The following is a 23916-nucleotide window of genomic DNA, read 5'->3' on the forward strand; positions in this document are numbered from 1 at the left end:
TCTACCACCCGAGATCATTTGAAGACACCCCCTAGGAGGACCGCACACGAGGGCAGCCCGCGTCCGGCACCGCCCCGGTCTCACCCCTCCAGCACGCCCCGCAGCTGGTCGAGCCCCCAGTCCAGGTCTTCCTTGCTGATGACCAGCGGGGGCGCGAGCCGGATCGTCGAGCCGTGGGTGTCCTTGACCAGCACGCCGCGGGCCATCAGCTGTTCGGAGATCTCCCGGCCCGTGCCGCGCGACGGGTTGATGTCCACGCCGGCCCAGAGTCCGCGGCCGCGCACCGCGGCCACCGCGCCGCCGGCCGCCAGCTGCGCCAGCTCGCTGTGCAGATGCTCGCCCAACTCCGCGGCCCGCTGCTGGAATTCGCCGGTCCGCAGCATCGCGATGACCTCCAGGGCCATCGCGCAGGCGAGCGGGTTGCCGCCGAACGTCGAGCCGTGCTCGCCGGGTGCGAAGACGCCCAGTACCTCGCGGGAGGAGACGACCGCCGAGACCGGCACCACCCCGCCGCCGAGCGCCTTGCCGAGCACGTACATGTCGGGCACCACGTCCTCGTGCTCACAGGCGAAGGTCCGGCCGGTGCGGCCCAGCCCCGACTGGATCTCATCGGCGATGAACAGCACGTTCCGGCTGCGGGTCAGCTCCCGTACGCCCGCCAGATAGCCCGGCGGCGGCACCAGCACGCCCGCCTCGCCCTGGATCGGCTCCAGGAGGACGGCGACGGTGTCGGCGTCGACGGCCGCCTCCAGCGCGGCCAGGTCGCCGTACGGGACGATCTCGAAGCCGGGGGTGTACGGGCCGAAGTCGGCGCGCGCCTCGGGGTCGGTGGAGAAGGAGACGATGGTGGTCGTCCGGCCGTGGAAGTTGTTGTCCGCGACGATGATCTTCGCCCGGCCGTCCGGGACGCCCTTGACCTTGTAGCCCCATTTACGGGCCGTCTTCACCGCTGTCTCGACGGCCTCGGCGCCGGTGTTCATCGGGAGCACCAGCTCCATCCCGCACAGCTCCGCCAGCTGGGTGCAGAAGTCGGCGAACCGGTCGTGATGGAAGGCGCGCGAGGTGAGCGTGACCCGCTCCAGCTGCGCCGTGGCCGCGTCGAGCAGCCGGCGGTTGCCGTGCCCGAAGTTCAGTGCGGAGTACCCGGCGAGCATGTCCAGGTAGCGGCGGCCCTCGACATCCGTCACCCAGGCGCCCTCGGCGGTGGCCACGACGACGGGCAGCGGGTGGTAGTTGTGCGCGCTGTGGGCTTCGGCGGCCGCGATGCCGCGTTCCGTGGACGTCACCGGTGACTCCGTTCGGTAGGCCGTACGGGCGCGGGCACTGCCGCGTCCCTCTCCATTGTCGCGCCCGCCCGGACCGCCCGGCCTGCGAAGATCCGCCGGACAGGGCCCCGGGGGGTGTCTTAGACTCTGCGGTGCGCACCGCGACTGGCGCACGGGGAAGCAACCTCGAGGAAGCGGTGTGCGGCAACCATCACGAGGTGCCGCCCCGCCTGGGCACCCCGGGACCACGACCGGCAACACCGATCGACCGCCCCGGAGGACGCCATGTCACAGCCCCGCATGTCCCGGTCCCTTTCGCATCCCGCGCTGAGCGTCGCCGACCCCGAACTGGCCGCACTGGTCGGCGCCGAGGAACAGCTCCAGGCCGACACGCTGCGACTGATCCCCAGCGAGAACTACGTCTCCGCCGCCGTCCTGGAAGCCACCGGCACCGTCCTGCAGAACAAGTACAGCGAGGGGTACGCGGGCCGTCGCTACTACGAAGGCCAGCAGAACATCGACCAGGTCGAGACGCTGGCCGTCGAGCGTGCCAAGGCCGTCTTCGGTGTGGAGCACGCCAACGTCCAGCCGTACTCCGGCTCGCCCGCCAATCTCGCCGCCTACCTCGCCTTCGCCGAGCCCGGCGACACCGTGCTGGGCATGGCGCTGCCGATGGGCGGCCACCTCACGCACGGCTGGGGCGTCTCGGCGACCGGTACGTGGTTCCGCGGCGTGCAGTACGGCGTACGTCCCGACACCGCGCTGATCGACTTCGACGAGGTGCGCGACCTCGCCCGCAAGGAACGCCCGAAGATCATCTTCTGTGGTGGCACCGCCGTCCCCCGCACCATCGACTTCGCCGCCTTCGGCGAGATCGCCCGCGAGGTCGACGCCGTCCTCGTCGCCGACATCGCGCATATCGCGGGCCTGATCGCGGGCGGCGCCCACCCCTCGCCCGTGCCGCACGCGGACGTCATCTCCACCACCACCCACAAGACCCTGCGCGGCCCGCGCGGCGCGATGCTGATGTCCCGGGCGAGCCACGCCAAGGCCGTCGACAAGGCCGTCTTCCCCGGCCTCCAGGGCGGCCCGCACAACCACACCACCGCCGCCATCGCGGTCGCACTGCGCGAGGCGGCCGCCCCGTCCTTCCGGGACTACGCGCACGCCGTCGTCGCCAACGCCAAGGCGCTCGCCGAGGCGCTGCTGGCCCGCGGCTACGACCTGGTCTCCGGCGGCACCGACAACCACCTGGTGCTGATCGACCTCACCTCGAAGGAGGTCCCCGGCAAGGTCGCCGCCAAGGCGCTGGACCGCGCCGGCATCGTCGTCAACTACAACACCGTCCCCTTCGACCCCCGTAAGCCCTTCGACCCGTCCGGCATCCGCATCGGCACCCCGTCCCTCACCTCCCGCGGACTGGGCACGGACCGGATGCCGCTGGTCGCCGAGTGGATCGACCGCAGCGTCCAGGCCGCGGCGAAGGGCGACGAGGGCGCGCTGACGGTGATCCGCGGCGAGGTCGCGGAGCTGATGGCCGCCTACCCGGCGCCGGGGCTGCCGACGGCCTGAACGGGCGGTGCGGTGGGGTTCGCCCGGCGGGGCGGCTTCGTGCCCCCCGCCGGTCCGGCGCACCGGCAGCGGGACCCCGCCCTCCCGGCGCACCGGTACCCCGCCCGGCACCCCGCCCGACGCCGGGCTTCCTCGGAGACCGGCTGTCCGTCGGTCATCCGACCCGCGATTCCCGCTGCCGCCCGCCCCGAACAGAGCGCCGCGCACCGGCGCTGCGGCGCCGACGGCCGCCGGCCCCGTTGCCGCATGCGCCACCACAGGCCGGGCCCCCCTTGCCGACCTGAGACAATCAATGGCATGGCTCTCGATCGCCCGCCCGTCGCCCACCACCACCCCCAGGGGAATGGCTCCGCCATGCAGCAGCGTCCACGTGTGCTCTCCGGCATTCAGCCCACTGCCGGCTCCTTCCACCTCGGCAATTACCTCGGTGCGGTACGCCAGTGGGTGGCGCTTCAGGAGTCCCACGACGCCTTCTACATGGTGGTCGACCTGCATGCGATCACCATTCCGCAGGACCCGGCGGAACTGCGCAGCAACACCCGGATCGCGGCCGCCCAGCTGCTGGCCGCCGGTCTCGACCCGGAGCGCTGCACGCTCTTCGTCCAGAGCCATGTGCCCGAGCACGCCCAGCTCGGCTGGGTCATGAACTGCCTCACCGGCTTCGGCGAGGCGTCCCGTATGACCCAGTTCAAGGACAAGGCCGCCAAGCAGGGCGCCGACCGCACCTCCGTCGGCCTGTTCACGTACCCGATCCTCCAGATCGCCGACATCCTGCTCTACCAGGCCCACCAGGTCCCGGTCGGCGAGGACCAGCGCCAGCACATCGAGCTGACCCGCGACCTCGCCGAGCGCTTCAACAGCCGCTACGGCGACACCTTCACGATGCCGGCGCCGTACATCCTCAAGGAGACGGCGAAGATCTACGATCTCCAGGACCCGTCGGCCAAGATGAGCAAGTCGGCCGCCAGCCCCAAGGGCCTGATCAACCTCCTCGACGAGCCGAAGGTCTCCGCGAAGAAGGTCAAGAGCGCGGTCACGGACACCGACACGGTGATCCGCTACGACGCCGAGAACAAGCCCGGCGTCTCCAACCTCCTCACCATCTACTCCACCCTCACCGGCACCTCGATCCCGGAGCTGGAGCAGAAGTACGAGGGCAAGATGTACGGCGCGCTCAAGACCGATCTCGCCGAGGTGATGGTCGATTTCGTCACACCGTTCCGGGACCGTACGCAGGAATATCTGGACGACCCGGAGACGCTGGACGCCATCCTGGCCAAGGGTGCGGAGAAGGCTCGCGCGGTAGCCGCCGAGACCCTCGCCACCACCTATGACCGGCTCGGATTCCTGCCGGCCAAGCACTGACGCCACCCCCTCGCGCGGCGGGCCACGGCCGGCCGCGCGGACCCCGCCGAGCCAGGGGGCCCCGCCCGTGGGCCCCTTGTCCGCTCGCAACAGGACCGAGGACGCTCCCCGAGAAGGGCGCGCACCCGGCACACTAAGAGGGTGCGCGAGCGCGCCGTACACACGTCAGGAGGGAGAACGCAGTGGGGACCGTAACGCTGGGCGTTTCGATCGCGGTCCCGGAGCCTTACGGCAGCTTCCTTCAGCGGAAGCGCGAGAGCTTCGGGGACCCTGCCGCACCCGGCATCCCCACGCATATCACCCTCCTCCCGCCGACGGAGGTAGGGACCGAGGCGCTCCCCGCCATCGAACGCCACCTCGCCGAGGTCGCCGCGGGCTGCCGCCCGTTCCCGCTCCGCCTCGAAGGCACCGGGACCTTCCGCCCGCTCTCCCCGGTCGTCTACGTCAAGGTCACCGACGGGGTCGCGGGCTGCACCGCCCTCCAGGCCCGGATCCGCGCCGCCTCCGGCCCCTGCGCCCGTGAGCTCCAGTTCCCGTACCACCCGCATGTGACCATCGCCCACGGCATCAGCGAAGAGGACATGGACCGCGCCCAGGCCGGGCTCCGGGACTTCACCGCGACGTGGACCATCGGCGGCTTCGCCCTCTACGAGCAGGGCGCGGACGAGGTGTGGCGCCTGGAGCGGGAGTACCCCTTCGGGCCCCGGACGGCCGCCGTCCCCCGCCAGGCCGCCGATCTCTCCCGCCCGCCGGCGACCTCCTGCTGACGGCTGCGCCCCCGCCCCGGCCCGTGATGGCCGTACGGCACGTATGAGTGTGCGCGTTTCCGGGGTACCCGGACGCTAGTGTTCCGGGACCGCCGGAACTTGCCGGAACACCCGGAGCGCCGGCCGCCACCCCTGCCCGACCCGGCGGCCGACCGGGCACGAGGGGACTGCCATGAACTGGTTGAGCACACTCCCGGTGATCGGACCGGCCGTCCGCCGGCTGATGACCACGCACCTCTGGCGCGCCTACGAACGCATGCTCCGGGTGCACTGGACCAGGCTCGCCGCCGCGATCACCTTCACCAGCTTCGTCGCGCTCTTCCCGCTGCTCACCGTCGCCGCCGCGATCGGCGCCGCGCTCCTCAGCGACGCCCGGCTGCACACGCTGGAGAACAAGCTCGCCGAGCAGCTCCCCGGCCTCTCGGACCGGCTCGACATCGCCGGACTCGTCGACCACGCGGCCACCGTCGGCCTGGTGGCCGGTGCCGCGCTGCTGCTGACCGGCATCGGCTGGGTCGAATCGCTGCGCGACTGCCTGCGCGCCGTATGGGAGAAGCCCGACGAGGACATCAACTTCTTCCTCGGCAAGCTCCGGGACGGCGCGCTGCTGCTCGGCGTGGGCGGCGTCGCGGTGCTGTCCCTGGCCTGTTCGACGTTCGCGTCCGCCGCGGTGGGCAAGGTGGCGGAGGCGACCGGCCTCCCGGAGGGCGGCATCGGCAGCGTGCTGCTCTCCGTCGCCGGATTCGTCATCGCCGTCCTCGCGGACTTCCTGCTGCTCGCCTACATACTGACCAGGCTGCCCGGCGTCCATCCGCCGCGGCGCGCCGTCGTCGTCGCCGGCCTGCTCGGCGCGATCGGCTTCGAGCTGCTGAAGCTGCTGCTCAGCGGCTATCTCCAGGGCGTCGCCTCGCGCAGCATGTACGGCGCCTTCGGCACCCCGGTCGCCCTGCTGCTGTGGATCAACTTCACCGCGAAGCTGCTGGTCTACTGCGCTTCCTGGACGGCCACGGACGGGGAACGGCACAGGGAGGGCGAGGAGCTCAAGGTGCCGGAGGGGCCGAGCGGGGGAGATGGGCAGGAGCGGCAGGCCGGGCCGGAGCGGCAGGCCGGGCCGGAGGGGCAGGCCGGCCCGGGGAGGCCAGACGGCCCCGAGGGGCGGGAGCGCCCCCGGGCGGCGTAGCCGTATCCGTATCCGTAGCCCCGGCTACACCCCCTGCCGCGCGCTCTCATCTCCCGCCCGCCGTCGCCCACTTACGGACTCCCGTACGGACTCCCCTACGGGCTCCCTCACGGGCTCACTTACGGGGCCGACGCCCCCGCACCAGCTCCGGCAGCGGCCAGCGGCGGTGCACGGCGAACGCCACGACGCCGAGCAGCGCCAGCGCCCCGGTGGTGAGCCCCAGCGCCGTCCAGGCGCCGCTCTTGGCGCCGGCGCCGTCCAGCGCGGCCTGGGTGCTCCGGTCCGCGTCCTTGCCCTTGCCCTTGTCCTTGGCGTTCTCCGCGCCGCTGCCGTCGTCCTCGCTCAGCGGGCCGACGAGCCGGCCGACCGGCTCCACCTTGCCGGCCGCCGCGAAGCCCCAGTCGAGCAGCTTGGCGGCCTCCCGGTAGGCCTCGTTGTGCTCCTTCTTCTCCGGGTTCATGACGGTGACCAGGAGCTTGCGGTCGCCGCGCTGGGCGACGCCGGTGAAGGTCGAGCCCGCGTTCGTCGTCGAGCCGTTCTTCACCCCCGCGATGCCCGGATACGGCTTGATGTCGTAATCGCCGCTCAGCAGCCGGTTGGTGTTCTGGATGCCGAACGAGGCCCGCTTGCCGTCCTTGCCCTTGTCACCGGGGAACTGCGCACTCGCCGTCGAGCAGTACTCCCGGAAGTCGGGGTTCTGGAGCCCCGACCGGGCGAACAGGCTCAGGTCGTACGCGCTGGAGACCTGGCCCGGCGCGTCATAGCCGTCCGGGGTCACCACATGCGTGTCGCGGGCGTTGAGCTCCTTCGCGTGCCGCTGCATCTGCGTGACGGTGGCCGCGGTCCCGCCGTTCATCGCCGACAGGGTGTGCACCGCGTCGTTGCCGGACCGCAGGAAGACCCCCAGCCACAGGTCGTGGACCGAGTAGCTCAGGTTCTCCCTTATCCCGACGAGGCTGCTGCCGGCGCCCATCCCCGCGAGGTCGGCGGGCTTGACCGTGTGCTTCTGGTCCTTGGGGAACTTCGGCAGCACCGTGTCGGCGAACAGCATCTTCAGCGTGCTGGCCGGCGCCAGCTGCCAGTGGGCGTTCTTGGCGGCCAGCACCTTGCCGGACTCGGCGTCGGACACGATCCACGAACGGGCGGTGAGGATGTCCGGGCCCGGCAGCTTCGGCGCGCCGGGCGTCTGGGACACCTGGACGCCGGGCGTACCCAGCCGGTCCCCGCCGATCTGCGACATCTTCGCCGGCGGCTTGGGGGCCTTGGGCCCCTTGGGGTCGGCGTGGGCGGTGCCGGCCAGGAGAGGGGTGGCCAGCAGCCCGGAGGAGGCCAGTGCGGCGACGGTGCGCAGGGGGAAGCCGTGTCGCGCCGCACGTCCGGCGTTGCCGGTCGTGGCCGAGGCGTTCGGGGCGGTCGGGTCGGTGGAAGCCGTGGAAGCACTGAAGGTCGTCGGCACGTCGGTGAACGTACCCGCCTTTGCCCGGGACGCCGACAGCACCCCACGGAAGAGTGCCCCTGCCGACCGCCGGATGGAGCCGCTGCCCATACTGGGACGTATGAAGCTCTCGCGCCCCGTGTCCTGGTTCCTGCTCGCCTTCGGGGTGTGGAGCTGGTTCATCTGGATCACTTTCGTCAAAAACCTCTGGCAGGACGGGAGCGGTCTCGCCTTCGACGATGCGGGTGACCCGACCGCCTACTTCTGGGTCCATCTGCTGCTCGCGGTGGCGTCCTTTCTTTTGGGGACGGCGATCGGGGTGATCGGGTTCCGTGGTGTACGGGCCTTGCGCCGCGAAGCCGCCGCCCGCACGCCCGAGCCGCCTTCCTCCTCCTCGTCCGCCTCCTGAATCACAGGCACGGGGAGACGCCGTGATCTTCGCGCTGATCGTGGTCCCGGTCCTCGGACTCTTCTTCGGCGTGCACCGCTACCTGTGGTGCCGACTCGTCCGTGACACCACCACCCCCGGCAGCCGGCCCCGCCGTACGGGCACCGTCGCCGCCTTCGTCCTCCCCCTGACCACCCTCGCCGCCCTGCTGGCCGCCCGCGGCGGCGCCCCCTTCCCCCTCCAGCAGGCACTGGCCTGGCCCGGCTATCTCTGGCTGGCCCTGGTGCTCTATCTCACACTGGCGCTGCTGGTAGGGGAAGCGGTCCGCGCCATCTGGCTACGGGCCCTGCCCGACCGTGAGGCCCCGGAACGCACCCCGTCACCCACCGCCCCGGCACGCGGGACCGGCCCCCAGCCCCCGCCACCGTCGGCCGACCCTTCCCCCAACCCGGCCCCTGGCTCGTCCCTGAACCCGTCCCCGGAACTTCCCCTCACGTCGACCCCCACTCCACCCCCCACCCCATCCCCATCCCCTTCCCCCACACTCCTCCCGCCCCGTACGCCTGCCCTGCCGCCGGTGGCCACCCCGCCCCGCCGCCTCTTCCTCGCGCGGGCGGTCGCCGCAGGCGCCTCTCTCGCCGCCACGGCCGCCGTCGGCTACGGCACCGCCACCACCCTCCGCGGCCCGGTGGTCAAGCGCGTCACCATCCCGCTGGCCAAACTGCCGCGCACCGCCCACGGCTTCCGGATCGCCGTCGTCAGCGATATCCACCTGGGCCCGATCCTCGGCCGCGCCCACACCCGGCGCGTCGTCGAGACCATCAACCGCACCCACCCCGACCTGGTGGCCATCGTCGGCGACCTGGTCGACGGCAACGTCACCGACCTCGCCCCGGCCGCCGAGCCGCTGCGCGAACTGCGGTCCCGGCACGGCGCCTTCTTCGTCACGGGAAATCACGAGTACTACTCCGGCGCCGACCAATGGGTCGACCACGTACGCGAGTTGGGCATCCACCCGCTGGAGAATGCCCGCACCGAACTCCCCGGTTTCGACCTCGCCGGCATCAACGACGTCGCGGGCCAGACCGAACGCGCCGGCCCCGATTACGACCAGGCACTCGGCGACCGCGACCCCGCCCGCGCCGTGGTTCTGATGGCGCACCAGCCGGTCACCATCCACGACACCGTCCGCTACGGCGTGGACCTCCAGCTCTCCGGCCACACCCACGGCGGCCAGATGTGGCCCTTCACCTACATCGCCGACGCCACCAACCCCACCGTCGCCGGCCTGGAACGCTACGGCGACACCCAGCTCTACGTCTCCCGCGGCGCAGGCACCTGGGGACCGCCGGTACGCCTCGGCGCACCGCCCGACGTCACCGTGGTCGAACTCGCCTCCCTGCGCGCTTAGATCGCTACGCTGATCACCGCGCGCAGGGGTTGCGCCGCGAAGGTAACAACCCCTCTACAAAGTCCGGCGCAATCCTGCGCTAAATCGGACAGATCCCGACTTTCGATCTTGCAACACAGGGGTGCAACTCCCTAGTATTTATTGACTTTACGTTGTCCTTACCGTGCCGGCTGTGCGGGCGCACGAGGGGGACGAGCGGGGAACGGGGAGGGTGTCATGGGCAAGCACTTCAAGGTTGATCTGGACGAGCTGGACGGCGTCGTGCGCCAGCTTCGGCATCTTCAGCACGACATGAATGAAACCGGCCAGAACGTCGAGTACGGCACGAACATTCCGAAGTCCGCATTCGGGATCAACTTCGGCGAAGCGGAGGAAGTCTCCCACGCCCATGACCGCATGCAGACGTATCTGAAGGACGTCGTCAAAGCACTCCAGGACCTCACCCACAAGTTCGGCGAGAAGACGGAATCGAGCCGTGGTGCTTACGAGGACCAGGACCACGAGACCAAGGTCTCGATGAACGGCTGACCTTCCACGGCGACGCAGGGATGAGGACGAGAGGGATGAAGATGAACGGGGGCAGCTGTGGTTAGTCCCATGGAAGCTAACGACAGCCGGCGGGCCAGCGAGAGGATGCAGAAGGAGGCGGCGGAGCGCGACGCGCATGAGCGGGACAACAAGCTGAAGTCCTTCAAGGGCGAGCGCTTGACCCCACACTCTCCTTCCGACTTCCACCACCACGGCATCAACGAGCTCCGCAAGATGATCGAGAACGCCAAGCCGGAGACGCTTGAGACGGCTGGCGACCACTGGCGCAAGTCCGCCGATCTGCTCGGCGGGCACGACGGACACGGCGGGGTCCGTAAGAAGTTCATGGATGCCGTCGATCACGCGACGGCGCACTGGGAGGGCTCGGCGGCCGACGCGTTCCGCAAGGAAGCCATCAAGGTACTCGGCAAGATCGACAAGACGTACCAGCATGCCCGGAAGGCCGAGGCGTCGTTGATCGGCTCGCGTGAGTCGGGCCCGCAGGTCGGCCTCGCCCACAATCTCCGCCAGGCGATGACCGCCATGTCGAAGATCCATGACCCGGGCAAGTGGGACCGCTTCACGGACGACAGCGGCGACGACGCCCAGTTCCACCGGGACATGGCGAACCCGAAGATGGATGCCCGCCAGGCACTGGAGCTCAACCGGGACAAGCTGTCCCTGACCAAGGAGCGCCAGGTCGAGGCGGTCATCGTGATGGATGAGCTGGCGGACCACTACAAGGGACGCACCAAGGTCTGGATCGAGGACGGCGACGACGGTCTCCACGGCGACTGGCCGAAGGAGCCCTCGAACACCCCGCATCCGCCGCCGGTTCGGATGCCTGACACGGCCGACAGGTACCACCCGGACCCGTCGTCGGTCACCCCGCACCAGCCCAACGGCGCGGGCGGTGGAGCGGTCCCGTCCGGATTCGACGGTCCCAAGGTCAGCCGTCCGGACGTCCCGGTCCAGACCGGGCTCGACAGCGTGCAGGGCGGCACTATGACCCCGCCCTCGGTTTCCGGTGGACATCACGGTGTCCCGTCCGGTGGCGGACATGGCGTGGTCGGTGGTCCCGGCGGAGCTCCGGGCGGCGCGATGCCGCCGGGTCCCATGGGTGTACCGGGGGGTGCGCTGCGGCCTGGTGGTGGTCGCGGTGCGCCTGGTGCCGGAGGGATGCGCGGAGGCATGCCGGGCGCGGGTGCGGCAGGCGGCGCCAAGGGCGGCAAGGCCGGAGTGGCCGGACGCGGCGGTGCGCAGGCGCGTACCCGTGGCGGCTTGATTGGCAAGCCGGGTGGCCCGGCAGGCGGCGCCAAGCAGGGCGGCGCGGGCCTGCACCGCAGCCGTGGCGGCCAGCAGGCCGGCATGGGCGCCGCCGGAGCCAAGGGCAAGGACAAGAAGGAGAAGGAGCGCACCACTGGTCAGCGCCCCGACTACCTGGTCGAGGACGAAGAGACGTGGACGCCGGAACGTAATGTGGCGCCCCGCGTCATCGAGTAGGACGCCGGCGCCGTCCTGCGGCGGCTGGTAAGGAGTGGCCCCGCACCCGAGGGTGCGGGGCCTTCTCTTCTGATGGAACACTTCCGCCGGACAGCACAGCGAGAAGGAGCCAAGCATGAGGGTCACCCGAACACTGCGTGCGACGGTGGGTGCCGCGCTGACCGGCGCGCTGCTCATCACCGCGAGCGGTACCGCCTCCGCGGATCAGACGCGCAAGGATCTGTGGCCGTTGGAGGCGTTCGGGGCCGAGCAGCTGTGGAAGGAGGCCACCGGTAAGGGCGTGACGGTGGCCGTGCTCGACACCGGCTTTCGGCAGACCCATCAAGATCTGAAGGGCCAGTTCCTTCCTGGGCCGGATTTCGGGAAGGCGACTCAGGAGGAAGGCGCCCAAGACCTCAAGCCGGGTGAGAGCGTCCTCGACCACGGGACCGGCATGGCGGCGATCATCGCGGGCCACGGCCACGGCCCGGGGGGCTCCGAGGGCGTCAAGGGGCTGGCACCCGACGCCAAGATCCTTCCCGTGCCGGAGTACAAGAACTCTGGGTTGGCCACTCGCTGGGCCGTGGACCATGGCGCTGATGTCATCAATATGTCCTACACCGAGGGTCGTTCGGCGGACACCTGCGATTCCATCCACTACGCCATTTCAAAGGGTGCCGTGGTGGTCGCCGGTATGGGCAACGAATCTGTGACCGATAAAAACTATCCGGTGGGCTGCCCGGGTGTGATCGGTGTCGGTGCGGTCGATGAGTACGGCAAGTCGGCTGAGTTCAACAACTACAACTCCGACATGGATCTGCTCGCGCCTGGCGTCAAAATCCCGGCCGCGACGGGGAAGAACGACACGAGCTACCACACGGAAAACGGCAACTCGGGCTCGACCGCCTACGTCTCCGCCGCAGCCGCCCTCCTCAAGGAGAAGTTCCCCTCCCTCACTCCCGGCCAGATCGCCAACCGTCTGGTGAAGACAGCCGGTCTGCCCCAGGACCAGAAGGGCCTCAAGCTCCCGGACGCGCACTACGGCTACGGCTACATCCAGCCCGGCCCCGCCCTGCGGAAGAACATCCCCGCAGGCTCCAAGGAGGGCCCGCTGCCGATGCCGAAGGGCAAGGCGTCCGCGCAGCTGGACGCCGGCGCGCAGGACGCCGACCCGCCGATGGGCGGCAAGGAAGTGATGAACAAGGCCCTGCTCTACGGCGGCATCGGCGTCGGCGCTCTGGTGGTCATCGGGGCCGTCGTCGCCATCGTCCTGGTGTCCCGTCGCCGCAAGAACGCCAGCGGTCAGAGCTGGGGCTGAGCCGCCTTCCGCAGCCCCACCGCGAAGACCCCGTGCGGCCGCCCGTGGCCGTCTCGGGAAGAGTCAGAAGGAGAAAGCCGTGGCCCACGGCTCGCAGACTTCGGCGCCGCCTGAGGTACCGGACGTGGCGCAGATACTGCGAGCCAATCGGCTTGCGCTGGTCCGGCTCATGGCGGTGCGTTTGCTGATCGCCGGACTTCTGGTGGCAATTCCGGTGGTGTTCTCCCGTATGACGGGGGTGAACTCGTTCTTCGCGGTCCTGCCCATTCCTGCCGGTGTGGGCGTGCTCATCCTGACGGTGTGGCGCGCCGTTTACGGAATCCGTGTCTTTCAGTGCGCGAAAGTGCTTCGTCACTACCCGCTGGAGTTCCATCCCCGAGTGATCATGAAGCGTGCGAAGTGGACCAAGTACGGCGATGTCCACCAGATCCGCGTGACGACGCGAGGGCAGCACGGGGCGCCGCTGATGCTGGCGATCAATGCGGCGGGGCGTCGGCGGTGGCCGGAAGGGGCGGAAGAAGGCGCGTGGTTGGCGGGTGACCTGCCCTTCGGGGGTGTCCTGGTGGTGCCGGGGAGTAACGCCATGCTGTTCCTGAAGCCGGCGGACTGGGACAAGACCGCGCGGAAACGGGCGGAGGCCGGCGAGCAGCGGACCGCAAGGGCCCAGCAGGCCGGGCTGCACCTGATGACCAACCGGTCGTGGATGATGAGGATCGGGAAGTGAGGCGGCACCGAGGCCGGTCCGGGCGCCGCTTCGACAGTGCGCTTCCCGTCCCGCCCCGCCCGGAGATAAATCGGGCGACGGCTCCCAGGGCCCGCTGTTAGTTTCGGGCATCATGGAACCCGTAGGTGAAAAAGAAATACGCTCCTCCTTCGTCAATTGCTCGAAGGGTGAGGCGAGCCGGATCAATTTGCCCGTGGGGCTGGCTGAACTCCCTTGGGGGGATCTGGACTTCCTGGGGTGGCGGGATCCGGGGGCGCCGGACCGGAGTTATCTGGTGGCGCCGCGGGACGGCGGGATCATCGGAGTGACGCTGCGGCGGCCGCAGGGGGTGCGGCGGAGTTTCACCAAGACGACGGTGTGTTCGGTGTGTGTGACCGGGCATCCCGGGTCAGGCGTCAGTCTGCTCGCCGCGCGGCGGGCCGGGCCGCTGGGGCGGCAGGGGAACACCGTCGGGACGTATCTGTGCGCCGACCTCGCGTGCTCCCTTTACGTCCGCGGACGCAAGCGGTCCCAGCTCGCCGGGCGGCATGAGGAGACGCTGCCGCTGGAGGAGCGGATCGCCCGTACGGTGCGGAACCTGGATGTCTTCCTGGACAAGGTTCTTGAGGGGGAGTGAGTGAGCGGCGCGCCCGCCACCGCCGTGGCGCCTGGGCCAAGCCCTCCCGCCACCGCCGTGGCGCTCGCGCCAAGCCCTCCCGCCCCCAAGCCGGCCGCCCCGTTGCCTCCCGCCCCGAAGCCTCTACCCCGTAGCCCGCGCTGAAGCCCCACCAAGATCCCCCGCACCAAATCCCCCACCCTACCCACCAGTTCCGGTTGCGGCCCGTCCGCCGGCGGCAGATCCTCGGTGCACGTCGCAGGGGAGGCGGCGTGGAACCAGGGGGACGAACGTGCTGCGAGTGCACTTCACCGCGCAGGATCTGGCGCGTACGCGAGTGGCCGAAGGGGCCGACCCGTTATGGGAGACGGTGCTGAGTCTGCATGCCCTACGGGAGAGCCGGACCGAACCGGCGCTGGCCGCCTGGCGGCAGCATGCCGTACGGCACGGTCCGGGGCCGCTGCGGACCTTGCTGCCGCTGGTGCCGCGGCACGGCTACTTCCCGGACTTCCTCACGCCGTTCGCGGGGCTGGACGGGGTCGAGCCGGGGCTGGAGGCCGTGATGAGCACCCCGCGGGAGCGGCTGCGGTCCGAGCTGGTGCTGCTGTCGGGGCACCGGGCGCTGCCGGGCTGGGCGCGCGGGATCGCGGAGGGGGAGCCGGCCGCGCTGCGCCATCTCGCGCGCAGTCTGCGGACGTACCACCACCGGGCGGTGGCGCCGAGCTGGCCCCGGATCGCCGAACGGGTCGGCGCGGACCGGGCGTTGCGCAGGCATGCGCTGGCGCAGTCCGGGGCGGAGGCGATGCTGCGGACCTTCGGGCCGGTGATGCGCTGGCGGCCGCCGGTGCTGGAGGCGGGCTATCCGGTGGAGCGGGACCTGTTCCTGGAAGGGCGGGGGCTGGTCCTCGTCCCGTCGTATTTCTGCCGAGATGTGCCGGTGGCGCTGGTGGACGAGGCGCTGCCGCCGGTGCTCGTGTATCCGGCGAAGGAGCGGGAGAGCGGACATGCCGAAGGGCCCCGCCCCCGGGGATACGGAGGCGAGGCCCTTCGGGAGGTGCCGGCGCTGCTGGGCGGCCGGGTCGGGACCCGGATCGCCGCAGGGCTCAGAAGCGGCGGGTGATCAGCGCCCGCTTGACTTCCTGGATGGCCTTGGTGACCTCGATACCGCGCGGGCAGGCGTCCGTGCAGTTGAAGGTCGTCCGGCAGCGCCAGACGCCGTCCTTGTCGTTGAGGATCTCCAGGCGCTGCTCGCCGCCCTCGTCACGCGAGTCGAAGATGAAGCGGTGCGCGTTGACGATCGCCGCCGGGCCGAAGTACTGGCCGTCGTTCCAGAACACCGGGCAGGAGCTGGTGCAGGCGGCGCAGAGGATGCACTTCGTCGTGTCGTCGAAGCGCTCGCGGTCCTCGGCGGACTGCCGGCGCTCACGGGTCGGCTCGTTGCCGGTCGTGATCAGGAACGGCATCACATCGCGGTACGCCTGGAAGAAGGGCTCCATGTCGACGACAAGGTCCTTGAGCACCGTGAGGCCCTTGATGGCCTCGACGGTGATCGGCTTCTCCGGGTTGATGTCCTTGATCAGCGTCTTGCAGGCGAGACGGTTGCGGCCGTTGATGCGCATGGCGTCGGAGCCGCAGATGCCGTGGGCGCAGGAACGACGGAAGGTCAGCGACCCGTCCAGCTCCCACTTGATCTTGTGGAGGGCGTCCAGGACGCGCTCCTTGGGGTCGATCTCCAGCTGGAAGTCCTCCCAGCTGGCGTCCTCCGAGATCTCCGGGTTGAACCGGCGGATCCGGAAGGTGACCGTGATCAGATGCGAAGCGCCGTCCTCGGCCGCGTCCAGTGCCGCGGAGTGCTTGTCGAGAGTCGGGGTGCTCATCAGTACTTACGCTCCATCGGCTGGTAGCGGGTCTGCACGACCGGCTTGTAGTCGAGGCGGATCGACTCGACGCCGTCTGCGCCCACCTCGCGGTACGCCATGGTGTGCCGCATGAAGTTGACGTCGTCGCGGTTGGGGTAGTCCTCGCGGTAGTGACCGCCGCGGGACTCCTTGCGGGCCAGCGCGGACACCGCCATGACCTCGGCCAGGTCGAGGAGGTTGCCCAGCTCGATGGCCTCCAGCAGGTCGGTGTTGAACCGCTTGCCCTTGTCCTGGATGGACACGTTCAGGTAGCGCTCGCGCAGCTCGCCGATCTTCTCGACCGCGGACTTGATCGTCTGCTCGGTGCGGAACACCATCACATTGGCGTCCATGCACTCCTGGAGCTCCTTGCGGATCTCGGTGACCCGCTCGCTGCCCGTGGAGTTGCGCAGCCGCTCGACCTGGTCGGCGACCTGCTGCGCCGGGTCCTCGGGCAGCTCGACGAAGTCGGCCGTGGCCGAGTACTCCGCCGCGGCGATGCCGGCCCGGCGCCCGAAGACGTTGATGTCCAGCAGCGAGTTGGTGCCCAGGCGGTTGGCGCCGTGCACGGAGACACAGGCCACCTCGCCGGCGGCGTACAGGCCCGGCACGACGGTGGTGTTGTCGGCCAGCACCTCACCCTCGACGTTCGTCGGGATGCCGCCCATGGCGTAGTGCGCGGTCGGCTGGATCGGGATCGGGTCCGTGTAGGGCTCGATGCCGAGGTAGGTCCGCGCGAACTCGGTGATGTCCGGGAGCTTGGCGTCCAGCTGCTCCGGCGGCAGGTGGGTCAGGTCCAGGTAGACGTGGTCGCCCTCGGGACCGCAGCCGCGGCCCTCACGGATCTCCGTGTAGATGGAGCGTGAGACGACGTCACGCGAGGCGAGGTCCTTCATGACGGGCGCGTACTTCTCCATGAAGCGCTCGCCGTCCTTGTTGCGAAGGATGCCGCCCTCGCCGCGCGCACCCTCGGTCAGGAGGATGCCCATGCGCCAGATGCCCGTCGGGTGGAACTGGAAGAACTCCATGTCCTCCAGCGGCAGCCCGCGGCGGTAGGCCGCGGCCTGGCCGTCACCGGTCAGGGTGTGCGCGTTGGAGGTCACCTTGAAGAACTTGCCGGTGCCGCCGGACGCGAAGATGATCGCCTTCGCCTGGAAGACGTGGATCTCGCCGGTGGCCAGCTCGTACGCGACGACGCCCGCGGACTTCTTGACGCCGTCGACGTCCTGGAGCAGCAGGTCGAGCACGTAGAACTCGTTGAAGAACTCCACGCCCTCCTTGACGCAGTTCTGGTACAGCGTCTGGAGGATCATGTGGCCGGTGCGGTCCGAGGCGTAGCAGGACCGGCGGACCGGGGCCTCACCGTGGTTACGGGAGTGACCGCCGAAGCGGCGCTGGTCGATCGTGCCGTCCGGCGTGCGGTTGAACGGCAGGCCCATCTTCTCGAGGTCGAGGACCGAGTCGATGGCCTCCTTCGCGAGGATCTCGGCGGCGTCCTGGTCGACCAGGTAGTCGCCACCCTTGATCGTGTCGAAGGTGTGCCACTCCCAGTTGTCTTCCTCGACGTTCGCGAGGGCGGCGGCCATGCCGCCCTGGGCGGCGCCGGTGTGGGAGCGGGTCGGGTAGAGCTTCGTCAGGACCGCGGTGCGGCTGCGCTTCGTGGACTCGATGGCCGCGCGCATGCCCGCGCCGCCGGCGCCGACGATGACGGTGTCGTACTTGTGGATCTTCATGGTTCCAGTCAGCCCCGGCTTCAGGAGATGTTCGGGTCGAAGGTGAAGATCACCAGCGTGCCCAGAAGGACGGTGAACACCGTCGCGGTGTACAGCAGCATCTTCAGCCAGAAGCGGGTGTTGTCCCGCTGTGCGTAGTCGTTGATGACCGTACGCAGGCCGTTGGCGCCGTGCAGCATGGCCAGCCACAGCATCAGCAGGTCCCAGACCTGCCAGAACGGCGAGGCCCAGCGGCCGGCCACGAAGGCGAAGCCGATCTTGGAGACGCCGCCGTCGAGGACCAGCTGGATCAGCAGGTGGCCCAGGACCAGGACGACCAGGACGATGCCGGACAGCCGCATGAAGAGCCAGGCCTGCATCTCGAAGTTGCCACGGGAGGCGCGCCCGGTCTTCTTGGTGCGCTTGCGCGGCGGCTCGATGACCGGGGCCGGGTGGTCCACGTCGTAGAGCGAGACGCCGTCCGGCCCGCCCGCCGCCGTGGTCTCTGCGGAGGTGGTTTCAGACATCTCGCGTCAGCTCCCGAACAGCGTGCGCAGGGTGTGCTGCAGCACGGGGTAGAAGGCACCGGCCATCAGGACGACCCAGATACCGACAACGGTCCACAGCAGCTGCTTCTGGTACTTCGGGCCCTTGGACCAGAAGTCCACGGCGATGACCCGGAGGCCGTTGAGCGCGTGGAAGAGGATGGCGGCCACCAGGCCGTACTCCATCACGTTGACGATCGGCGTCTTGTAGGTCGCTACGACGTCGTCATACGCCTCGGGGGAGACGCGGACGAGTGCGGTGTCGAGGACGTGAACGAACAGGAAGAAGAAGATGAGGACGCCGGTGACTCGATGAGCCACCCAGGACCACATGCCTTCCCGGCCGCGGTACAGCGTTCCAGCCGGCACGGAAAAACCCTCCGGGAGCGGGGATTGGGGCCAGCCGGCTTCTCTGTCGGTCGGGCCCGGCCGGGTACGGTCCACCGGCCCTGGCCATCGTAGCGACGTGTTGTCGGTTCCTTGCGCCGGGGTCCTCAGGTGTGATCAAACAGGCACCAACGGGCTATCACACAAGCACGAACCGTCATGTTCCCGGCCACAAGCCGCGATCCGTCACGAGCCGGAGGCCATGAGCCGGGCCAGCCGCCCGCGGGTCAGCCGGCGCAGTTCGTCCGCGGCGACCGCCCGCTCCTCGTCCGGCTCGTTGCCCAGCCGGGTGCGGATCCCGGACAGCACCTGGTCGAGCAGCTCCTCGTCGCGGTAGCCGTCCAGGCAGATGACGAAGACATGGCGAAAGCGCCGCTCGTACTCGGCGTGCGCGGCGCGCAGTGCGGTGTGGGCGGCCAGCGTCCCGGGGCCACGGGCGCCGACCAGCGGCTGCGGCGAGAGCGACTCCTCGGCGAGCGCCTCGTCCAGCTCGGCCGCCGTCAGGTCGTAACAGGCCTCGTCGGCCGCGGCGAGCAGGGACTCCGGATCGGGATACGGGCGGTGCGCGGCGACCCGCTCGGCCCAGCGGCGGCTGCCGCAGCAGCTCAGGAGCGTGGCCAGGGCGTCCTCGCGGGGCAGGGTGTTGAAGCGGAGGAGCCCGATGCCCTCGGTGCGGGGGTGCGGCAGCGCGGCGCCGCCGACCCGTGAAGATATGCCGCGCCGCGGGGGCTGCGGCGGGCGCAGCGTCGTCGGCCGGGCGGCCGGGATGTCACCGGACAGCGTGGGCCTCCTCGGACGGATGCGAATAGGTCGGTTCGACAGGTGCGGGACGGGCGACTGAAGGAAGCTGGGGGAGGAGCGGACCGAAGCCGGGATACGTACCAAGCGGCGACGGGTAGGGCGGTGGTGCGTGTGCGACGTCCCCCCGGCGGTATCCGGCGGACCCGGGAGAGCCCTGTGATGGGGGTGACGAACGGAGACGCCACGCTAACGACGCTTGGCGACCACTGTCCGACGGATGCGCGAATTTCACCCGGATGGGAGAGCTTTCGCGCGTCCCATGGACGACCCGCTCCGCACACCTGGCAATGCCTTCGCCCCGAAAAGTGAGGATTGCACGATGTCGAACCCGATGCGGCCGCCGCGCGCCCCGCGGCCCTCGGCCTCCCTGCGCCCCGCGACGACGCCGACGCGGCGCACGGGCCCGGCGGCCCGGTCCGCGCTTCCGGCCGCGGCGCTCGCCGCCGCCCTGCTGCTCGCCGGCTGCTCCGGCACCGCGGACACCGAGACGCCCGGGAGCACCAGCGCCAAGGTCAACCCCACCTCCGCCCGGGCCACCCCGACCTGGGCGCCGGTGACCGGGACGCCGCAGGTCATCCCCGCCGTCCGGGACTTCCGCCGGGCCGACGGCCGGGGCTGGCGGCCCTCCAAGGGGGCCCGGGTGGTCGTACCGGCCGGCGAGAAGAGCAATGTCGCCGACGAGGCCCAGCGGATGGCCCGGGACCTCGGACTGACCGTCGTCTACGGCGACCAGACCGTGCAGCCGGGCGACATCGAGGTGAAGATCACGGGCAAGGGCGGTGCGCAGCAGGCGAACAACGTGCCCGTCCAGGGCGCCGCCGACGAGGCCTACACCCTCACCGCCGACGGCACCCGGCTCACTCTCACGGCCCCCACCGACGCCGGAATTTTCTACGGCACCCGCACCGTCAAACAGGCCGTCCGCGCGGCCGGCGGTCTTCCCGAGGGCACCATCCAGGACCGGCCGGGCCGTCCGCAGCGCGGCATGTCACTGGACAACGCCCGCAAGCCGTACACCCAGGACTGGATCGAGGCCCGGATCCGGGAGATCGCGGATCTCAAGCTCAACCAGTTCCAGCTGCACTTCTCCGACGACCAGGGCTTCCGCATCCAGAGCGACACCCACCCCGAGATCGTCTCCGCCGACCATCTCACCAAGGCCCAGATCCGCCAGATCGTCGCGCTCGCCGGCAGCCTGCACATCTCCGTCGTCCCGGAACTCGACTCACCCGGCCACCTGGGCGCCGTCCTGGCCCACTACCCCAACCTCCAGCTGCGCAACGCCCAGGGCCGGGTGATCACCGGCGCGATCGACATCTCCAACCCCAAGTCGGCCCCGCTGATCGACTCGCTGCTGAAGGAAATGAGCGAGCTGTTCACCAACCCCAAGGGCGCCCCGGCCTACTGGCACCTGGGCGGCGACGAGTACCAGGCGCTGATGTCGTCCTCCCCGGCGACCAAGTACCCGCAGCTCGCGCAGGCCGCACGGCAGAAGTACGGGCCCAACGGCACCATCGAGGACCTGACGACCGGCTGGCTCAATGACCGGCAGAAGACCGTGGAGGCGAAGGGCAAGAACCGGATCGAGGCCTGGAACGACGGCTTCTTCTCCAGCCCGCGGGTGTCCCCGGACAAGAACCGGATGGTCGACTACTGGACCGGCAAGGAGGGCGGACACCGCGACCCCTCGTCCTTCCTGCGCGAGGGCCGCAACGTCATGAACTTCAACGACGAGTACCTCTACTACGTCCTCGGCGAGCCCAACCAGTTCGTCTACCCGACCGGCCAGCGGATCTACGAGACCTGGACCCCGCTGGTGATCCGCGGTACCCAGCCGGTGTCGGTGCCCGCGAGCATGACCGGCCCGGACCGGATTCCCGGGGCGCGCTTCGCGATCTGGAGCGACCGGGCGCAGGCGCAGACCCAGGCGCAGGTGGCCGCCGGAATCCGGCTGCCGCTGGCGGCACTGGCGCAGAAGACCTGGGACCCGCGGACGCCCGCCCTGTCCTGGACGGGCTTCAAGGCGCTGGCCGACCGGGTGTGAGCACGCCGACCCGGTAAGAAACGGGTGAGAGTACGAGGACGGCCGGGGCCGCCACCCCCCACAGGAGAGGCCCCGGCCGTCGTTCGCGAAGGGCCGGTTACGGCCCCTACCCGATACAGCGCCAGGCGGTGCGAAAGCGTCACACGGGGTACGGGCAGGGGTACGGCCAGTGGTCTGGACGCGGGCCCGGACAGGCCCGTAACGTGCGGATCCGCGCTGGTAGGCGCACTGTTCGCGCCGCTTTGCGCGGTCCGGAAAGCCGTCCTCCCCGGGAGTGCCCGATGGATCCGTGCACGCACGTCGCCGGAGCACCGGCGAAGCCGTGCGCGCCCGCGTTCCCGGCCCCGCCGGAGCGGTCGGTGTGCCCCTCCCGGGTGCGGAGCGCAGTGACGCACGCGTTACGGTCAGCAGGAACAACCGGGTTACCGGGGGTTTCCGGCCGACCAGTGGCCGACGGCAGGCGATAGCCGGCACAGCTCCGGCGCCCAGGCGGAGCCGGGCCGGTGACGTGGCCGGGTAAGCGAGAAAGCAGCAAGGACCGGGCGGCGGACATTCCGCGTGCGACAGGATGGACCCGTGCGAGGGGACGACATTCAGCCGGACGACCGTCGGCTGACGGTGGCCGTGCAGGCGGCGCAGGACGGCGACGAGGCGGCGTTCCGTACCGTCTACCGGGCCGTACATCCCCGACTTCTGGGATATGTACGGACCTTGGTGAGCGAACCGGACGTAGAGGACGTCACCTCCGAAGCCTGGCTCCAGATCACCCGTGACCTCGCCCGCTTCAGCGGCGACGCCGACCGCTTCCGCGGCTGGGCCGCCCGTATCGCCCGCAACCGCGCCCTCGACCACATCCGGATGCGCGGCCGCCGCCCCGCGATCGGCGGCGACGAAAGCGAACTGGCCGACACCCCCGGCGCGTCCGACACCGCGGGCGAGGCACTCGAAGCCCTGGGCACCGGCCGCACCATGCGGCTGATATCCCGGCTGCCGCAGGACCAGGCCGAGGCCGTGGTGCTCCGGGTGGTGGTCGGGCTCGACGCCAAGAGCGCCGCGGAGGTGCTCGGCAAACGGGCCGGGGCGGTACGCACCGCCGCACACCGCGGACTGCGACGGCTCGCCGAACTCCTCGGCGAGGAACCGGGCGGCGGCCCAGGCACCCGGCAGGACAGCAGTCAGGACGGCGGCGAAGGCGGCGCCGGCCAGCAGGAAGGCACCCCCACCGGCCGGCCCGCGGCGGGCCGGCGCCGAGGTGGTGGAACGGTGAGTGGGGTGCCCGTACAGGGCAGAAGGCGCCGCGACGGCATGGCGGAATCGTACGTACCAGGTGTGACGGAAACGGCCGCACGAACGCAGAAGGACATGTGATGGCCGACGACCGGTACAACTGGCTCGACAAGGACACCGCGGAGCGACTGCTGCGCGGTGAACAGGTCAGTGCCCGGCACGGTGACGACGCAGGCGAACTCGAACAGCTCCTCAAGGCCGCCGCCGCGGTCGGCGCCAAGACGCCCGGCACCGCCGAACTCCCCGGCGAAGAGGCCGCCGTCGCCGCGTTCCGGCAGGCCGCCCGCCGCGGCGCACACCACCGCGCCGCCGCCGAACCGCTCCCGAGCGGCCGCACCGCACGCGCCACCGGATCCGTCGAACGCACCCGCCTCGGCCGCCCCTTCCGGCGCGGCTTCGCCGTGGCCCTCGCCGCCTGCGCCATCGGCGGCGTCGCCGTCGGAGCCGGCACCGGCGTGCTGCCCAGCCCCTTCCGCGGCGCCGAACCCCACCCGGCCTCCAGCGTCTCCGCCGCCAAGAGCCCCGGGCCGCTCGACACCCGCCAACCCGGCGCCCAGACCGACGGCACCACGGGGCATACCCCCGACCCCACCCCCGGCGGCAAGTCCGCCGGGCCCACCGACACCCCCGCACCCGGCAGCAGTTCCGGCGCCACCAAGCAGCCCGGCCGCGGCACCCCCGGCGGCGGCACCGGACGCGGCGAGAGACCCGGTCACAAGAGCACCGGGCTTCCCGGCAGCGGCGACCGGAAGAACGTGCTGCTCGCCGTCTGCCAGGCCTATGAGTCCGGTAAACGGGACGGCCTGGACCGCGACACGCTGCGCCGCCTCGAACGCAAGGCCGGCGGCGCCGACAAGGTGCACCTCTTCTGCCGCACCTACCTGGCGCGCTACCAGGACGGCGGCAGCTCCGGCAGCGACGACGGCTTCGGCGCCGGCACCGGAGGCACCGGCGGCACCGGACAGAGCGGCGGCTCGGGTGGCGACGAGGACGACGACGCCCACCCCTCCCAGACACCCGGCAGCACACCCGGCTCCGGTACGTCCACCCCGGCTCCGACGCCCTCGGTGACCACCACGGACCCCGGAGACGCCGCCCCGAGCGACACCGTCACCCCGTAGGTGTGACGTTTTTTGAGCCGGTGACGCAGTACTGAATGAGCCGACTGGTCATCGGCTGCGCGAAGAGCCGGGGTTCCCCCCGTACCCACGG

22 protein-coding genes and 1 riboswitch are annotated in these 23916 nt (G+C 70.6%); of the genes, 15 read left to right on the forward strand and 7 right to left on the reverse strand.

What is annotated here, in order from left to right; genetic code table 11:
• Positions 1–80: 80 nt before the first annotated feature.
• Positions 81–1286 (reverse strand): ornithine--oxo-acid transaminase, encoded by a 1206-nt coding sequence (rocD, locus tag CP981_RS24160; RefSeq protein ID WP_085928679.1) that lies wholly within the window; start codon positions 1284–1286, stop codon positions 81–83.
• A gap of 130 nt (positions 1287–1416) precedes the next feature.
• Positions 1417–1508: riboswitch (ZMP/ZTP riboswitch) on the forward strand.
• Between the two features lie 57 nt (positions 1509–1565).
• On the opposite strand from rocD, the gene CP981_RS24165 reads away from it, so the two are divergent.
• The 4 genes from CP981_RS24165 (at position 1566) to CP981_RS24180 (ending at position 6149) form a co-directional block, all read left to right on the forward strand.
• On the forward strand, positions 1566–2837 hold the full coding sequence (locus tag CP981_RS24165) for a serine hydroxymethyltransferase (RefSeq protein WP_085928680.1): 1272 nt from the start codon (positions 1566–1568) through the stop codon (positions 2835–2837).
• Positions 2838–3191: 354 nt separating this feature from the next.
• Positions 3192–4202, forward strand: coding sequence for a tryptophan--tRNA ligase (trpS, locus tag CP981_RS24170; protein WP_244330070.1), 1011 nt, complete (start codon positions 3192–3194; stop codon positions 4200–4202).
• Positions 4203–4384: 182 nt separating this feature from the next.
• Positions 4385–4969 (forward strand): 2'-5' RNA ligase family protein, encoded by a 585-nt coding sequence (locus CP981_RS24175; protein WP_085928681.1) that lies wholly within the window; start codon positions 4385–4387, stop codon positions 4967–4969.
• Between the two features lie 172 nt (positions 4970–5141).
• Positions 5142–6149, forward strand: a complete 1008-nt coding sequence (locus CP981_RS24180) for a YihY/virulence factor BrkB family protein (protein ID WP_085928682.1) — start codon at positions 5142–5144, stop codon at positions 6147–6149.
• A 115-nt stretch (positions 6150–6264) separates the two neighbouring features.
• Here the strand turns inward: CP981_RS24180 and CP981_RS24185 are convergent, their stop codons facing one another.
• On the reverse strand, positions 6265–7695 hold the full coding sequence (locus tag CP981_RS24185; RefSeq protein WP_244329770.1) for a D-alanyl-D-alanine carboxypeptidase family protein: 1431 nt from the start codon (positions 7693–7695) through the stop codon (positions 6265–6267).
• A gap of 10 nt (positions 7696–7705) precedes the next feature.
• Between CP981_RS24185 and CP981_RS24190 the strand changes: the two genes are divergently transcribed.
• The 8 genes from CP981_RS24190 (at position 7706) to CP981_RS24230 (ending at position 15150) form a co-directional block, all read left to right on the forward strand.
• On the forward strand, positions 7706–7993 hold the full coding sequence (locus tag CP981_RS24190; RefSeq protein WP_085928684.1) for an SCO4848 family membrane protein: 288 nt from the start codon (positions 7706–7708) through the stop codon (positions 7991–7993).
• Between the two features lie 22 nt (positions 7994–8015).
• Positions 8016–9383, forward strand: a complete 1368-nt coding sequence (locus tag CP981_RS24195) for a metallophosphoesterase (protein WP_150522366.1) — start codon at positions 8016–8018, stop codon at positions 9381–9383.
• A 216-nt stretch (positions 9384–9599) separates the two neighbouring features.
• Positions 9600–9911 carry a hypothetical protein gene (locus CP981_RS24200; RefSeq protein ID WP_085924788.1) on the forward strand — a complete coding sequence of 104 codons (312 nt, stop codon included), beginning with the start codon at positions 9600–9602 and terminating at the stop codon, positions 9909–9911.
• A gap of 69 nt (positions 9912–9980) precedes the next feature.
• A complete protein-coding gene (locus CP981_RS24205) occupies positions 9981–11414 on the forward strand; it encodes a hypothetical protein (RefSeq protein WP_244329771.1) in 1434 nt (477 codons plus the stop codon).
• A 115-nt stretch (positions 11415–11529) separates the two neighbouring features.
• A complete protein-coding gene (locus tag CP981_RS24210; RefSeq protein ID WP_085924786.1) occupies positions 11530–12711 on the forward strand; it encodes a S8 family peptidase in 1182 nt (393 codons plus the stop codon).
• 124 nt (positions 12712–12835) lie between these two features.
• Positions 12836–13435, forward strand: coding sequence for a hypothetical protein (locus tag CP981_RS24215; protein ID WP_143658874.1), 600 nt, complete (start codon positions 12836–12838; stop codon positions 13433–13435).
• Between the two features lie 112 nt (positions 13436–13547).
• On the forward strand, positions 13548–14051 hold the full coding sequence (locus tag CP981_RS24220; RefSeq protein ID WP_085924784.1) for an FBP domain-containing protein: 504 nt from the start codon (positions 13548–13550) through the stop codon (positions 14049–14051).
• A gap of 271 nt (positions 14052–14322) precedes the next feature.
• Complete coding sequence (locus CP981_RS24230) at positions 14323–15150, forward strand: hypothetical protein (protein WP_244329772.1); 828 nt, start codon at positions 14323–14325, stop codon at positions 15148–15150.
• Here CP981_RS24230 and CP981_RS24235 read toward each other — a convergent pair.
• The 5 genes from CP981_RS24235 to CP981_RS24255 all read right to left on the reverse strand — a co-directional run bounded on the left by CP981_RS24235 (position 15134) and on the right by CP981_RS24255 (position 19457).
• Positions 15134–15907: a succinate dehydrogenase iron-sulfur subunit gene (locus CP981_RS24235; protein WP_053209451.1), complete on the reverse strand. Its 774-nt coding sequence runs from the start codon at positions 15905–15907 to the stop codon at positions 15134–15136. The genes CP981_RS24230 and CP981_RS24235 overlap by 17 nt on opposite strands.
• Positions 15907–17661 carry a succinate dehydrogenase flavoprotein subunit gene (gene sdhA, locus CP981_RS24240; protein ID WP_085924782.1) on the reverse strand — a complete coding sequence of 585 codons (1755 nt, stop codon included), beginning with the start codon at positions 17659–17661 and terminating at the stop codon, positions 15907–15909. Before sdhA ends, CP981_RS24235 begins: the two co-directional genes overlap by 1 nt.
• 20 nt (positions 17662–17681) lie before the next feature.
• Complete coding sequence (locus tag CP981_RS24245; RefSeq protein ID WP_085924781.1) at positions 17682–18167, reverse strand: succinate dehydrogenase hydrophobic membrane anchor subunit; 486 nt, start codon at positions 18165–18167, stop codon at positions 17682–17684.
• 6 nt (positions 18168–18173) lie between these two features.
• Positions 18174–18554, reverse strand: coding sequence for a succinate dehydrogenase, cytochrome b556 subunit (gene sdhC / locus CP981_RS24250; protein ID WP_085924814.1), 381 nt, complete (start codon positions 18552–18554; stop codon positions 18174–18176).
• A gap of 204 nt (positions 18555–18758) precedes the next feature.
• A complete protein-coding gene (locus CP981_RS24255; RefSeq protein ID WP_425282156.1) occupies positions 18759–19457 on the reverse strand; it encodes a 2-oxo-4-hydroxy-4-carboxy-5-ureidoimidazoline decarboxylase in 699 nt (232 codons plus the stop codon).
• A gap of 235 nt (positions 19458–19692) precedes the next feature.
• Here CP981_RS24255 and CP981_RS24260 point away from each other — a divergent pair, with 235 nt between their 5' ends.
• The 3 genes from CP981_RS24260 (at position 19693) to CP981_RS24270 (ending at position 23825) form a co-directional block, all read left to right on the forward strand.
• Positions 19693–21417, forward strand: coding sequence for a beta-N-acetylhexosaminidase (locus CP981_RS24260; protein ID WP_208852974.1), 1725 nt, complete (start codon positions 19693–19695; stop codon positions 21415–21417).
• Between the two features lie 576 nt (positions 21418–21993).
• Positions 21994–22785: an RNA polymerase sigma factor gene (locus tag CP981_RS24265; protein ID WP_425282157.1), complete on the forward strand. Its 792-nt coding sequence runs from the start codon at positions 21994–21996 to the stop codon at positions 22783–22785.
• Entirely contained in the window at positions 22785–23825 is a 1041-nt protein-coding gene (locus CP981_RS24270) for a hypothetical protein (RefSeq protein WP_085924780.1), read from the forward strand. The genes CP981_RS24265 and CP981_RS24270 overlap by 1 nt, the downstream gene beginning before the upstream one ends.
• The last annotated feature ends 91 nt before the right edge of the window (positions 23826–23916 follow it).

Origin of the sequence: Streptomyces platensis (assembly GCF_008704855.1) — a bacterium.
GTDB classification, from domain to species: Bacteria; Actinomycetota; Actinomycetes; order Streptomycetales; family Streptomycetaceae; genus Streptomyces; species Streptomyces platensis.

What these genes read in the sequence shown, in the direction of transcription:
- CP981_RS24245 (WP_085924781.1), bottom strand. Translation starts at nt 18,167, where the DNA reads ATGTCTGAAACCACCTCCGCAGAGACCACGGCGGCGGGCGGGCCGGAC.
- CP981_RS24180 (WP_085928682.1), top strand. Translation starts at nt 5,142, where the DNA reads ATGAACTGGTTGAGCACACTCCCGGTGATCGGACCGGCCGTCCGCCGG.
- CP981_RS24235 (WP_053209451.1), bottom strand. Translation starts at nt 15,907, where the DNA reads ATGAGCACCCCGACTCTCGACAAGCACTCCGCGGCACTGGACGCGGCC.
- CP981_RS24270 (WP_085924780.1), top strand. Translation starts at nt 22,785, where the DNA reads ATGGCCGACGACCGGTACAACTGGCTCGACAAGGACACCGCGGAGCGA.
- sdhA (WP_085924782.1), bottom strand. Translation starts at nt 17,661, where the DNA reads ATGAAGATCCACAAGTACGACACCGTCATCGTCGGCGCCGGCGGCGCG.
- CP981_RS24185 (WP_244329770.1), bottom strand. Translation starts at nt 7,695, where the DNA reads ATGGGCAGCGGCTCCATCCGGCGGTCGGCAGGGGCACTCTTCCGTGGG.
- CP981_RS24260 (WP_208852974.1), top strand. Translation starts at nt 19,693, where the DNA reads ATGTCGAACCCGATGCGGCCGCCGCGCGCCCCGCGGCCCTCGGCCTCC.
- CP981_RS24210 (WP_085924786.1), top strand. Translation starts at nt 11,530, where the DNA reads ATGAGGGTCACCCGAACACTGCGTGCGACGGTGGGTGCCGCGCTGACC.
- CP981_RS24165 (WP_085928680.1), top strand. Translation starts at nt 1,566, where the DNA reads ATGTCCCGGTCCCTTTCGCATCCCGCGCTGAGCGTCGCCGACCCCGAA.
- trpS (WP_244330070.1), top strand. Translation starts at nt 3,192, where the DNA reads ATGCAGCAGCGTCCACGTGTGCTCTCCGGCATTCAGCCCACTGCCGGC.
- CP981_RS24205 (WP_244329771.1), top strand. Translation starts at nt 9,981, where the DNA reads ATGGAAGCTAACGACAGCCGGCGGGCCAGCGAGAGGATGCAGAAGGAG.
- CP981_RS24200 (WP_085924788.1), top strand. Translation starts at nt 9,600, where the DNA reads ATGGGCAAGCACTTCAAGGTTGATCTGGACGAGCTGGACGGCGTCGTG.
- CP981_RS24190 (WP_085928684.1), top strand. Translation starts at nt 7,706, where the DNA reads ATGAAGCTCTCGCGCCCCGTGTCCTGGTTCCTGCTCGCCTTCGGGGTG.
- CP981_RS24220 (WP_085924784.1), top strand. Translation starts at nt 13,548, where the DNA reads ATGGAACCCGTAGGTGAAAAAGAAATACGCTCCTCCTTCGTCAATTGC.